13 protein-coding genes and 1 pseudogene are annotated in these 12,313 nt (G+C 37.6%); 6 read left to right on the forward strand and 8 right to left on the reverse strand.

What is annotated here, in order from left to right; all coding sequences use genetic code 11:
- Position 1: 1 nt before the first annotated feature.
- The 5 genes from HCG49_RS12605 (at position 2) to HCG49_RS12625 (ending at position 4,198) form a co-directional block, all read left to right on the forward strand.
- A complete protein-coding gene (locus HCG49_RS12605) occupies positions 2-649 on the forward strand; it encodes an NADH:ubiquinone reductase (Na(+)-transporting) subunit D (RefSeq protein WP_168469887.1) in 648 nt (215 codons plus the stop codon).
- A gap of 25 nt (positions 650-674) precedes the next feature.
- The gene (nqrE, locus tag HCG49_RS12610; RefSeq protein WP_168469888.1) at positions 675-1,412 is read left to right on the forward strand and encodes an NADH:ubiquinone reductase (Na(+)-transporting) subunit E; all 738 of its coding nucleotides are present in this window, start codon (positions 675-677) and stop codon (positions 1,410-1,412) included.
- A gap of 2 nt (positions 1,413-1,414) precedes the next feature.
- Positions 1,415-2,722, forward strand: coding sequence for an NADH:ubiquinone reductase (Na(+)-transporting) subunit F (nqrF, locus tag HCG49_RS12615; protein ID WP_168469889.1), 1,308 nt, complete (start codon positions 1,415-1,417; stop codon positions 2,720-2,722).
- A gap of 107 nt (positions 2,723-2,829) precedes the next feature.
- A complete protein-coding gene (locus tag HCG49_RS12620) occupies positions 2,830-3,192 on the forward strand; it encodes a Na(+)-translocating NADH-quinone reductase subunit F (protein WP_168469890.1) in 363 nt (120 codons plus the stop codon).
- Positions 3,167-4,198: an FAD:protein FMN transferase gene (locus tag HCG49_RS12625; protein ID WP_168469891.1), complete on the forward strand. Its 1,032-nt coding sequence runs from the start codon at positions 3,167-3,169 to the stop codon at positions 4,196-4,198. The genes HCG49_RS12620 and HCG49_RS12625 overlap by 26 nt, the downstream gene beginning before the upstream one ends.
- Here HCG49_RS12625 and HCG49_RS12630 read toward each other — a convergent pair whose 3' ends face one another.
- The 3 genes from HCG49_RS12630 to gpmI form a co-directional block, all read right to left on the reverse strand.
- Positions 4,199-4,966 (reverse strand): class I SAM-dependent methyltransferase, encoded by a 768-nt coding sequence (locus tag HCG49_RS12630; RefSeq protein ID WP_168469892.1) that lies wholly within the window; start codon positions 4,964-4,966, stop codon positions 4,199-4,201.
- 128 nt (positions 4,967-5,094) lie between these two features.
- On the reverse strand, positions 5,095-5,913 hold the full coding sequence (gene map / locus HCG49_RS12635; protein ID WP_168469893.1) for a type I methionyl aminopeptidase: 819 nt from the start codon (positions 5,911-5,913) through the stop codon (positions 5,095-5,097).
- Between the two features lie 79 nt (positions 5,914-5,992).
- Positions 5,993-7,510: a 2,3-bisphosphoglycerate-independent phosphoglycerate mutase gene (gene gpmI, locus HCG49_RS12640; RefSeq protein WP_168469894.1), complete on the reverse strand. Its 1,518-nt coding sequence runs from the start codon at positions 7,508-7,510 to the stop codon at positions 5,993-5,995.
- A 225-nt stretch (positions 7,511-7,735) separates the two neighbouring features.
- Here gpmI and HCG49_RS12645 point away from each other — a divergent pair, with 225 nt between their 5' ends.
- A complete protein-coding gene (locus HCG49_RS12645) occupies positions 7,736-8,131 on the forward strand; it encodes an ankyrin repeat domain-containing protein (RefSeq protein WP_168469895.1) in 396 nt (131 codons plus the stop codon).
- Positions 8,132-8,226: 95 nt separating this feature from the next.
- Here the strand turns inward: HCG49_RS12645 and HCG49_RS18745 are convergent, their stop codons facing one another.
- The 5 genes and pseudogenes from HCG49_RS18745 to HCG49_RS18750 form a co-directional block, all read right to left on the reverse strand.
- Complete coding sequence (locus HCG49_RS18745; RefSeq protein WP_178338866.1) at positions 8,227-8,394, reverse strand: DUF6747 family protein; 168 nt, start codon at positions 8,392-8,394, stop codon at positions 8,227-8,229.
- A gap of 121 nt (positions 8,395-8,515) precedes the next feature.
- On the reverse strand, positions 8,516-9,289 hold the full coding sequence (locus HCG49_RS12650) for a M48 family metalloprotease (RefSeq protein WP_168469896.1): 774 nt from the start codon (positions 9,287-9,289) through the stop codon (positions 8,516-8,518).
- 34 nt (positions 9,290-9,323) lie between these two features.
- Entirely contained in the window at positions 9,324-10,058 is a 735-nt protein-coding gene (locus HCG49_RS12655) for a M15 family metallopeptidase (protein WP_168469897.1), read from the reverse strand.
- Between the two features lie 112 nt (positions 10,059-10,170).
- The gene (locus HCG49_RS12660) at positions 10,171-11,349 is read right to left on the reverse strand and encodes a gliding motility-associated C-terminal domain-containing protein (RefSeq protein WP_168469898.1); all 1,179 of its coding nucleotides are present in this window, start codon (positions 11,347-11,349) and stop codon (positions 10,171-10,173) included.
- A gap of 88 nt (positions 11,350-11,437) precedes the next feature.
- A pseudogene (locus HCG49_RS18750) lies at positions 11,438-12,313 on the reverse strand (collagen-like protein); the annotation flags it as partial.

The following is a 12,313-nucleotide window of genomic DNA, read 5'->3' on the forward strand; positions in this document are numbered from 1 at the left end:
AATGGCACTACTTTCAAAAAAAGATTCTAGACTTATTCTAGATCCATTAGCAGATAATAACCCTATTACCATTCAGGTATTGGGTATTTGTTCCGCATTGGCAATTACAGCAGAACTTAAAGCCTCAATCGTAATGGCATTGTCCGTTGTGTTTGTATTGGGCTTCGGAAATGTTGTTATTTCCTTGATGAGAAATATAATTCCTTCGAAAATCAGAATTATTGTTCAATTGGTGGTGGTAGCTACCTTGGTAATTATTGTAGACCAAGTGTTAAAAGCCTTTGCTTATGAATTGAGTAAAACTCTTTCTGTTTTCATCGGATTGATCATTACTAACTGTATTATTATGGGACGTTTTGAGGCCTTCGCTTTGGCGAATGGACCATGGAAATCTTTCCTAGATGGAATTGGTAACTCTGCCGGATACGGTTTGATCCTTGTGATTATCGGTTTCTTTAGAGAGCTTTTGGGATCAGGTACCTTATTAGGTATTAAGGTTCTAGGAGATCCTATCGAAAAAACTGGTCTATATGCTATTGGGTACGAAAACAACGGGTTTATGTTGTTGTCGCCTATGGCGTTAATAGTAGTTGGTATCATTATATGGGTACAACGCTCGCGTAACAAAGCATTAATAGAAGAAAACTAGTAGTCATTATTAAGAAAAGAATGTTATGTTAGAACATGTAGAATTATTTTTTAAATCCATATTCATAGATAATATGGTATTTGCCACGTTCTTAGGAATGTGTTCTTACCTTGCCGTTTCTAAAAAAGTGACTACTGCAGTAGGTTTGGGAGCCGCAGTAATATTTGTACTTGCGGTTACGGTACCCCTTAACTGGTTGTTAGATCAGTATCTTTTAAGAAGTGGGGCCTTGGCTTGGTTAGGGCCAGAATATGCCGATTACGACCTAAGCTTTTTATCCTTTATTTTGTTTATTGCTACCATCGCAACAATGGTACAGTTGGTGGAAATAGTGGTAGAAAAGTTTTCTCCTGCACTTTACAATTCCTTAGGAATATTTTTACCCTTAATTGCGGTAAACTGTGCTATTCTTGGTGGATCATTGTTTATGCAGTCTAGAGATATTCAATCTTTAGGGTTAGCTTTTAACTACGGCTTGTCTTCAGGAATTGGTTGGTTCCTTGCTATTTTAGCAATTGCTGCCATTCGTGAAAAAATACGCTATTCTAATGTGCCAGCACCGCTAAGAGGTCTTGGTATTACCTTCATTATAACCGGACTTATGGCTATTGGTTTTATGAGTTTCGGAGGTATGCTTACTGGTGGTGATGAAGCTCCAGCAGAGGTTGAAAAGAATACCGCTCAGAAAACCGAAGAAGTTAAAACGATTAAAGAAGCTGATGAGAATTCAGTTTCATACAACAATGCTATAATAAACGAGTAAAAATGATATTAGCTACAAGTACACTTGGTACAATAATTATTACGGTAGTTGCTTTTATGGTACTACTGTTATTGTTGGTCGCTCTTTTACTTTTTACAAAAGAAAAGTTGTCACCATCAGGACCGGTAACCATTACGATAAATGGTGAAAAGAAAATAGAAGTTGGTTCAGGGGGATCTTTGTTATCTACCTTAGGGAATCAGAAAATATTCCTTCCTTCAGCATGTGGAGGTGGGGGTACCTGTATTCAGTGCGAATGCCACGTGCTTTCTGGAGGTGGTGAAGCATTACCTACCGAAACACCACACTTTTCTAAAAAGGAATTAACCCATGGAGCGCGTTTGGCTTGTCAGGTAAAGGTGAAACAAGACATGGATATTACCATACCTGAAGAAGTTTTTGGTATTAAAAAATGGCAAGGTACCGTTGTTCGGAACTATAATGTTGCTTCCTTTATTAAGGAATTTGTAGTCGAAATCCCGGAGGATATGGGCTATAAAGCTGGTGGGTATATTCAAATTGAAATACCACCATGTGAGGTGAAATTCTCAGAAATGGATATCACTGCACATCCAGAGGAGCACGAAACGCCAGACAAGTTTCAAGCAGAATGGGATAAGTTTAACCTATGGCCTTTGGTGATGAAGAACCCGGAGACTGTAGAAAGAGCTTACTCTATGGCTTCTTACCCAGCGGAAGGAAGAGAAATTATGCTAAACGTTCGTATCGCTACTCCGCCATGGGATAGAGCTAAAAACGGTTGGATGGATGTAAATCCTGGTATCGCTTCTTCGTATATCTTTAACTTGAAAAAAGGAGATCCTGTTACTATTTCAGGACCTTATGGAGAATTCTTTATCAATGAATCTGAGTCAGAAATGCTTTATGTAGGTGGTGGAGCAGGTATGGCACCAATGAGATCTCATTTATATCACTTGTTTAATACCTTAAAGACGAACCGTAAGGTTACTTATTGGTACGGTGGTAGATCTAAGAGAGAATTATTTTACCTAGATCATTTCTATAGATTAGAGAAGGAATTCCCTAACTTTAAATTCTATTTGGCACTTTCAGAGCCATTACCAGAAGATAACTGGAAGGTAAAGGAAAATATAGATGCCCCAGGGGATGGATTTGTTGGATTTATTCACAATTGTGTAATTGAAAACTACCTTAACCATCACGAATCTCCAGAAGATATTGAATTGTACTTCTGTGGACCTCCATTGATGAACAAAGCTGTTCAGAAAATGGGTGAAGATTTCGGTATCCCAGATGAGCATATCAGATTTGACGATTTTGGTGGATAACCATTAAAATTTTAGAGACCTGCACGGTATCAAAACTGTGTAGGTCTTATAATAATATAAAGGACCGATGTATTTTACATCGGTTTTTTTTGTCTTAATTTTGTAGTATGAGTACACCTTTGACAGAGCAGGAATTGCATAATTTGGCCATGAATATTGTTGGCAAGCACTTAGAGGCAAATGGCTTTGAGTTTATGGGAATTAATAGTCAGCCCAAGAAAAATCCCCAATATGTTTGTTTAAAAGACAAGCAATTGTTTTTTATCGTAGTGAGGGCTGTGGCCTATCCTCACGATCCTAAGGATTATGATCCGGCCTTGATGAATAAGATGAAGGAGCATGCCGAGAAACACCAGGCAGAAGCCTTTTATGCTGGCGTGGGATTGTATAACGCTACAGATAAAGATTTGCCTGTTTATTTAAACCAAGATTATATTGAAGATTATGAGGGACTTATTAAAATATCCTAAAAGGCTTTTAGGTCTAGGAGTGTTATTTATTGTTATGGTGCTAGGCTGTGGCGAAAAGAATCAATTGGTTAAAAATGTTCATTCTGGGGAAGCCTTGGGAACTTCATATAATCTTATTTTTATTTCAGATAACGAGTTAAACCTGGAAAAAGAAATAGATTCTATTTTTGAGGTGGTTAATCTTTCTATGTCTACCTATATGCCAAATTCTGATATCTCTAAGATTAATAAAGGAGATTCTACCCTAGTGGTAGAGCATATGTTTCAGGAGGTGTTTAACTTGTCTAAAGCTATTTATGAGAAAACCGATGGATATTTCGATCCTACAGTAGGGTCCCTTGTAAATGCCTGGGGTTTTGGGCCGGGTGAACAGTTGGCATTGGACAGTGTTAAAGTTGATAGTTTATTGGAATATGTCGGATTTAATAAGGTCTTACTTACAGTTGAAAACAAAATAAAAAAGAAGGATCCAAACATTTATTTTGATTTCAATGCTATCGCTAAGGGCTATTCTATCGATAGATTAGCGGTAATGTTAGATCGGAAAGGAATAACAAATTACCTATTGGAAGTAGGTGGAGAACTGGTTGCTAAAGGTGAAAATACCATTAAGAAAAAACAGTGGCTAGTGGCTGTAGACGATCCACAAATGGGAGAAAACAGAACGTCCAAGAGGTTAGTTAACCTTAAAGATAGGGCTATGGCTTCTTCTGGAAATTACAGGAAATATAGGGTCGATAAACATACTGGAGAGAAATATGTACACACCATAGATCCAAAATCCGGTTTTACTAAAAATTCAAATATCTTGGCCGCTACCGTAGTCGCCGAGAATTGTGCTACCGCCGATGCTTTTGCTACGGGCTTTATGGCAATGGATCTTGAACAGTCTAAAGCTATTTTGGAAGGTCAAAATAATCTAGAAGGATATATTATTTATATCGGTGAAAATGGGAATACCCAAGAATATATGACCGAAGGCTTTAAAGAGATGATCTTAGAGTAATTACTTCGATACAAAAGGAATAATTTCACCTTTGGCTAGTCGATAACGGTCAATTTCTTCTGCGGTGAGGTTTTTATTGGTATAATCTATTTCCTGAACCTTGAAGCCTACGCTTCTTAGTTTGTCAAAATAATCCTTCCCGTAAATCCTTACATGGTCGTATTGTCCAAATATTTTAGCTCTTTCTTTTTTGTCGGTTATACTATCGTCTTCATAGGTAGTTAGTCTTTCTAAATCTTGTGGTACTTGAAATACGCCCCAACCACCTGGTTTTAAGATTCTGTACAATTCTTGCATGGCCTTTGTGTCATCCGGAATATGTTCTAATACATGATTACAGAATATGACATCAAAGGAATTGTCCTGGAAAGGTAAACTGCATATATCGGCGGTGACATCGGCCAAGGGGGATTCTAAATCTGTAGTAGTATAATCTATATTATCTAGTAATTTAAACCGATCATAAAAGGCTTGTTCAGGGGCAAAATGTAATACCCTTGATTTTACCGTGAAAAATTTAGTTTCATTTTGTAAAAACAACCACAATAGTCTATGGCGTTCCAAAGATAGGGTAGAAGGGGACAAAACATTATCCCTAGGGTTCTCATAACCATATGGAAGGAACTTAGAAAACTGTTTACCATCAATTGGATCTGTATACCTCTTTCCCCGTAAGAAAACAGTGAGAATAGGTCTAACGAGATAACTCAGTTTTATTAATAAAGGGCGTGGAATGGTATTAAGAAAAAACTTAAAAATACGTTTCATAAATGGTTAGTCAAATTACAACAAACCAAGTTCTAAAGATTTAAAACTTGGTTTGTTGTTAATGTATAAGCACTGCAGGTACTTTGAATAGGAAATTAATCAGAATCCTAAAGACATGCAAGGGAGTATTACAATACTAATGCCTTTTGACGAAATTCGTCTTCTTCATTACTTTTAATACCTAAGGCTTCATAAATATACGCGAAGGTAGATAAGATTTCGGGTTTTCCATTAACAATGGCTACATCATGCTCAAAGTGGGCACTAGCTTTATTATCTGCCGTTAATATGGTCCATCCGTCTTGTAGTTGATTTATTCTTTGAGTTCCAAGATTTATCATGGGTTCAATGGCTACTACCATACCTTCTACAAATTTCTTCCCTTTTCCTCGTTTCCCATAATTCGGCATTTCTGGATCTTCGTGCATTTTTCTGCCCAGCCCATGGCCAACTAATTCGCGAACTACACCGTAACCGTGGTCTTCGGTATATTTTTGAATAGCATAACCCACATCGCCAACGCGGTTTCCTGCCTTAAATTCTCGTATACCGATATAAAGGGATTCCTTGGTTACCTGAAGTAATTTTTTAACCTCTGGAGCCACTTCTCCAACTTCGAACGTATAGGCGTGATCGCCATAGAATTCGTTCTTTAAAACACCACAATCAATGGAGATAATATCACCATCTTGTAAGGGGGTGTTATTGGGAATACCATGAACCACTTGGGCATTAGGACTCATGCATAAAGAATTTGGGAAATCGTATAGGCCTAAAAATGCAGGTACACCGCCATGATCTCTTATATATTCCTCTGCAAGTTTATCTAAATGCAAGGTCGTTACACCAGGTTTAACTTCACTAGCAAGCATGCCTAAGGTTTTACTCACTATCAATGCGCTTTCTCGCATTAATTCTATCTCCTCTAAAGTTTTAATTTTTACCATAGAATACAAATGTAAAACAATACTTTAAAAACGCATGGTTTCTAAAGTATTGATTTGTAGTTTATTAAAAGTTTAACCTTTACACCAATGACTCCCTAGTCATTAATTTAGGTTGTGGTACACCAATTAGTTTTAGAATGGTAGGTGCTAAATCACCTAATACACCATCTTTTATGTTTTTTAGTTCCTTGTCTACCAAAATTAACGGAACTGGATTGGTCGTATGGGCCGTATTAGGAGAGCCATCTGGGTTTACCATGGTTTCGCAATTCCCGTGATCAGCAATGACCAATGTTGTATATCCATTTTCTAAACCTGCATTTATTACAGATTCTGCACAACTATCTACAACCTCACAGGCTTTAATGGCAGCTTGCATATCCCCTGTATGTCCAACCATATCTGGATTGGCAAAATTTAGGCAAACAAAATCAGCTTCTCCTTTTTTTAATTCTGGGACAATAGAATCCCTAATTTCATAAGCGCTCATTTCTGGCTTTAGATCATAGGTGGCAACCTTTGGAGAAGGACATAGGATACGCTGTTCCCCTTCAAACGGAATTTCTCTACCCCCATTGAAGAAAAAGGTAACGTGCGGATACTTTTCAGTTTCTGCAATACGAATTTGCTTTTTATTGGCATTGGCCAACGTTTCTCCTAAAGTGTCCTGAATATTGTCTTTGTCATATACTACTTTAACCCCTGTATAAGATTCGTCATAATTGGTCATTGTAACATAGTACAAATTTAATTTATGCATGTTTTGCTCATGCATGTCTTGCTGACTAAGGACCTGTGTTAATTCTCTACCTCTATCTGTCCTAAAGTTGAAAAAGATAACAACGTCGTCCTCTTTTATATTGGCCAAAGGCGTACCCTCTTCGTTAGTAAGTACTATGGGCTTTATAAATTCGTCAGTAACACCTTCTTCATAACTGCTCTTAATAGTTTCAGAAATGTTTTGGGTTTTTGCTCCCACACTATTCACTAAAAGGTCATAGGCAAGTTTTACACGTTCCCACCTTTTATCCCTGTCCATAGCATAATATCGTCCTATTACCGTAGCCAATTTGGCATTTTTATCGGCACAGTAATTATTGATATCATCTATATAACCTACACCACTTTTAGGGTCTACATCACGACCATCGGTAAAGGCATGGATAAAGGTGTTTTTTATACCGTAGCTTTCGCTGGCACTAATAAGACCTTTAAGGTGTGAGGTATGGCTATGAACCCCTCCATCACTTAGTAAACCAAGAAAATGAACAGCTTTATTATTGTTTTTAGCATGTAAAAAAGCATCCTTAAGGACCTGTTCGTCCTTTAAGGAATCCTGTTCAATGGCAAGGTTTATTTTTGCCAAATCTTGGTAAACAATGCGGCCGGCACCTAAATTCATATGGCCTACTTCGCTATTTCCCATTTGGCCTTCCGGCAAGCCTACATTCATACCATCGGTTAAAAGATTGGCATTGGCGTAAGTAGTATATAGAGAATCTATAAATGGAGTATTGGCATTTTCTATTGCAGAGACTTTAGGGTCTGGAGATTTACCCCAGCCATCTAAAATCATTAAAATCACTTTCTTGTTCATGTTCTATATTTTTCTACTTCAAAAATAGTACGATTTAAGCTCATGAACTAGCATATAACGGTGCTTTTTTGAAAATTTCACATACGATAGGGGCGATGTTGTAAATGGAACCTTCGAAAAAGACCGAACTGTTAAAATTATGTTATTTAATGTGTTATGCTGAAACAAAAGGTCTCTAGATAGGTCTATTAAGTATCATCAAAAAACTCTTAAAACTTATTCATCATGAGAAAAACAATCATCATCACAACTGGAGTATTATTGCTTATGGTTCATGGGCTTAGTGCTAAAAATTTATTGTATAAAGGAGTGAATTATGACTCAGGAACAACCATTAAAATCGAGGAGATTTCCCCTTTTTGTAAAGCTATTGTAAAAGGCGATATCGAATCGGTTAAACGCTATTTAGAAAACGGCGTTGATGTCAATCAAAAATCTTTGGGAAAGACCCCAGTGATTTTTGCTGCCCGTTACAATAGAGGAGCTATTTTAGAACTTCTAATAAAAAATGGTGCCGATGTTACACTAAGATGTAATAGTGGTTATTCGGCCCTAAAATATGCAGAAGAAGCCAATGCTCTTGAAACATTAAAAATTATTGAAAATCAGTTGAAAAAGTAATCGAATTTTCAGCGTTAAAAAACCTATTGGGATTTGCCAATAGGTTTTTTTTTAACGATGTTTAACTCTTCTAGTGTTCTGCTAAATTTATAAATCTAAAATTCAAATCCAGTAAATGCTCTGTAAACAAAAGCATAAAGGGCCATAAATATCATGGCCATACAAAAAATAGAGTAAATTTTTAAGAGTACTACAGCAATCTCTGGCTTACAATTCTCAAACGCTTCCAGATAAATACTTTTAAAATGTAATAGTGTTCCCATATAGTCCTTTTTTAATGATTATTAATCAAAGCTATAAGAGTTGGGTATGAGGTAGCAATAAGTTTTGGGTATGAACGCAAGTTACTAAAAGATAATGAATAACTGGTTATATTTTAGTGATTTATCGTTGTATTGCCCCTTGGTGTTTTTTTATGACAGCCTTTATTTTTTCAATTCTATTATCTGGATTGGGGTGTGTACTTTGAAATTCTGGGATGTTATTTTCCCCGGCAGCCGCTTTTAAAATTTCCATTACTTTGATCATTTCATTTGGATCGTATCCAGAGTTTATCATAAAAAGAACGCCCAATTCATCGCTTTCCAACTCATCTTCTCTACCGTTGGTCAAAAGAGTGGTTCTACCTATGCTTCCTACAATATCCCCAGCATCGGCGCCTACAGAAGCACCAAGGGTAACGGTCTTCCAAAAATTGCTATCGGCTATTCTTTCGGCAGAATGCCTGCCTATGACATGTCCAATTTCATGTCCCAATACACCAGCAAGTTGTGCTTCGTTCAATTTAGAAAATAGGGCATAGGTGATAAAAACCGGTCCTCCCGGTAAGGCAAAGGCATTTATAGTGCTGTCATCGGCAAGTAAATGGAAGTCGTACTGGTAAGGAGTCTCTCTAGCTAAACTGTTATTAACAAGTTTATTTCCTATTTGATCGACAAAAGCTTGCATGTGCTCGTCAGGATAAAGTCCGCCATATTGTTGGGCTATTTCAGGAGCTGTTTGTAAACCTATGGCAATTTCTTGCTCCGCATTCATATTAATGTTTTGAACCCTTCCCGTATATGGGTTTTTTTCTTTATTGTTACAGCGTTGAATAAAGGCAAAGGCTACTATGGCCACGCCTATAAATATTCTAATTTTCCAACTGCCTCTTTTCACAACGCTTAATTATCAATTACAATTATGTAAATGTTTATAATAATTCCGGATTAATAGACATTATATTGTTCCGAATATAGTCTTTTAAAAATCCGGAACTAAAATTTTCCTTTCCTATGATATCTTCTTCCAACAGCAATTTATAAATATTTTTTCTCCTAAAGCTGGTCAACATAGGAACCGATAGTGGAGCGTAACTGTAATGCCATGGCTCGTATTTAAAGCCTTTCCTTTTTGGATTGTTGGTGTATACCAAATAGTAGCCATACTTGTGGGCGTTTTCATCCATCCAGTTTTTAAAATAAGCAAAGGGACCGCCTTCTTCAAATTTTTCAACCTCGAGTACATCACCAGTGGTAATTGGGTAACCGTCGATAATATCTGCATCGGTACCCCAATGATGCCGACTAGTCCCAGGTATGGTAGAATATTCAACAATTTTTTCAATTGCTGCAGTAGGAGACATTCCTTCTTGTTCCGTAAATTGTAGGTATTTGCCTTCCCATATGGCATCCTGACGTAGAAAATTTCGGTAACTCGAAACTATTTTTAAATCTACCCCATCACTATAAGCGGCTTTCTTCATGTCTATGAAAGCATCATGGGCTTCCTTTCTAAGGTTTATTTCTTTTCCAAAAAGGTCAATACTAGTTTTTCCCATTAATTCCAAGACCGAATATTGGGATTCTTGACTAAGGCTAAGCCCTGGTAAAATAGACATGGCTAAGCCAGTATAGCTACTTTTTATTATAAAGGATCTTCTATGCATAAGGCTAGTAAATTATTTAAATATAAGGAAATCAGATGAATAAATAGCTATCATGAATTTCTTAAAAATTATCGAACAGAGTAGGGGGAGCCTATATGTTACAGATAGCCAATTAAGGGGTTATCTTCTGCGAGATATACATATAACCCTGGTGTTTTATTTTTAAATCATATAATGCGAGGATATAGAAATATACTCCCGCGGACAATCCTCTATCACCATTTATTAGTGTTTTTTGGTTTGATAAGCCATTGAACTCATTATTATAATTAGCTTTAGAATATACCAATACGCCATATCTATTAAATATTTGCAATAGATTATTGGGAGATTCCGAGATACCGTCCAGTACCAAGAAATCATTTTTTCCATCGCCATTTGGTGTTAAGAAATAATTGCCCAGATCAATTGTTGTCAATACTTCATTAAGATCTAGAATTCCACCAATGGTAATCAGTTCGTAGTTGTTGGGTAAAAATGTATTCGAAGTTATACTGCCCATACCAATTTCTCCTTCCACAATGGCATTTCCAAGGTTCTGCCATATTTGGTCTTTTTTATGCCAGCCAACTACAATAAGATCACTAAGATATTCTCCGAGGCTACCAATATTACTTTTGGCATCCCAACTTAGGGTTGCTTGTACGGGAAAATCGCCGTCTAAACGCCAATATTCCTTGGAGCTTACTTTCTTAATGTTAAAATCTAATTTCTTGGACTCAATGATTTTTTGGGTTGATTTAAGACTGTTGGGGTCTTCAAAGAAATAAGCACATTTGAGCAATGGATTGATAGTGTTAGAGGTAACAGTCAAAGGTCTAATGCGATTGTCATACCCAACCGGAAAGGTAAAAGAGTCCTTGTTAATTGCGGTAGCGTACCCCTCAATTTTAGTTTTTATACCATCGCCAACATAAAAGGCTTGGTCAAAAAACCGAACAGCAATATCGCTTCTATTCTTTGGGGTATAAATATTCCCATCGACAAAATTAAGATTGTTGTTCACTCCCATGGACGTCTCTAGATAGAGTCCATCCGTAATGGCCACTTCAGTATCGTAAAAAATAGGGGCAAAGGCCCCAGAGATAGTTAGCGGATTATCCTCATTATAAAAACCTACCAATCCCTTGTTCTCATCAAAAGTCCCATCGTTAATAATATCCATATGAAAGCCCACCATAGCCGATTCATGAATCTGGATAGTGCCATAGTTATGGAATGACTCTTGGGCGTTTGCCAATGAACCAGCCAAAAAAATACAGCTTACAATTATGTTTTTGATAATATGCATGTTGTGAATAATTCTTTCTGTTCGAATTTAAATTAGATCTAGTCATTATAAAGCCCTTTATCGGAGACCGATTATAACTCGATTTATTTTAGTCCTTACTTAATTGATGCCAATTTGTACCGTCATATTGGAACCAATATGTCCTTTTGTCGTCTAATTTGGTCTTTGGTTCACCCTTTTCATTCAGATAACTAATGTTGGTGTGATTCTCATTTGAACCAACTTTTATTATATAGATCTGTCCTTTTACGCCAGTTGTAGGAAAAGAAATGGTTTTATCATCACCATTAACAATTAAGGTAAAATCATTTGGACCTAGTGTGTAATTTGAATTGGTAGTTGCTATGCCACGAACTAATCCTCCACCGGATTCACTTTCTCCAGAAGGACCTTGGGGTCCAACTTCTCCTTGATCACCTTTTGGTCCGATTGCACCAGTAGCTCCTGCTTGTCCTTGCGGTCCTGTTGCTCCAGTATCTCCCTTGGGTCCTTGTGGTCCAACTTCACCTTGAACTCCTTGCGGCCCTTGTGGTCCGGTTGCACCAGTATCTCCTTTTGGGCCTGTAGCTCCGTCAACACCATCTTTTCCGGCTACACCAGTAGCTCCGGTTTCACCTTGGATACCTTGTTCGCCTGTTGCCCCAGTAGCTCCGGTTTCGCCTTGAATACCTTGTTCACCTGTTGCCCCAGTAGCTCCGGTTTCTCCTTGAATTCCTTGTTCGCCAGTTGCACCCGTGGCTCCAGTAGCTCCAGTAGCTCCAGTCTCTCCTTGGATTCCTTGTTCTCCTGTTGCGCCGGTAGCTCCGGTTTCGCCTTGAATACCTTGTTCTCCTGTTGCTCCTGTAGCTCCTGCATCACCTTGAATACCTTGTTCCCCTGTCGCCCCCGTAGCTCCGGTTTCACCTTGATTACCTTTTTCTCCAGTGGCCCCGGTAGCTCCTGTTTCTCCTTGTATACCTTGTTC

It is taken from the genome of Arenibacter sp. 6A1 (assembly GCF_012272855.1).
Taxonomy (GTDB): domain Bacteria; phylum Bacteroidota; class Bacteroidia; order Flavobacteriales; family Flavobacteriaceae; genus Arenibacter.

Coding starts and splice junctions, on each gene's coding strand:
- map (WP_168469893.1), bottom strand. CDS start 5,913: ATGGTAAAAATTAAAACTTTAGAGGAGATAGAATTAATGCGAGAAAGC.
- nqrE (WP_168469888.1), top strand. CDS start 675: ATGTTAGAACATGTAGAATTATTTTTTAAATCCATATTCATAGATAAT.
- HCG49_RS12625 (WP_168469891.1), top strand. CDS start 3,167: ATGAGGGACTTATTAAAATATCCTAAAAGGCTTTTAGGTCTAGGAGTG.
- HCG49_RS12655 (WP_168469897.1), bottom strand. CDS start 10,058: ATGCATAGAAGATCCTTTATAATAAAAAGTAGCTATACTGGCTTAGCC.
- HCG49_RS12630 (WP_168469892.1), bottom strand. CDS start 4,966: ATGAAACGTATTTTTAAGTTTTTTCTTAATACCATTCCACGCCCTTTA.
- HCG49_RS18745 (WP_178338866.1), bottom strand. CDS start 8,394: ATGGGAACACTATTACATTTTAAAAGTATTTATCTGGAAGCGTTTGAG.
- gpmI (WP_168469894.1), bottom strand. CDS start 7,510: ATGAACAAGAAAGTGATTTTAATGATTTTAGATGGCTGGGGTAAATCT.
- HCG49_RS12620 (WP_168469890.1), top strand. CDS start 2,830: ATGAGTACACCTTTGACAGAGCAGGAATTGCATAATTTGGCCATGAAT.
- nqrF (WP_168469889.1), top strand. CDS start 1,415: ATGATATTAGCTACAAGTACACTTGGTACAATAATTATTACGGTAGTT.
- HCG49_RS12605 (WP_168469887.1), top strand. CDS start 2: ATGGCACTACTTTCAAAAAAAGATTCTAGACTTATTCTAGATCCATTA.
- HCG49_RS12660 (WP_168469898.1), bottom strand. CDS start 11,349: ATGCATATTATCAAAAACATAATTGTAAGCTGTATTTTTTTGGCTGGT.
- HCG49_RS12645 (WP_168469895.1), top strand. CDS start 7,736: ATGAGAAAAACAATCATCATCACAACTGGAGTATTATTGCTTATGGTT.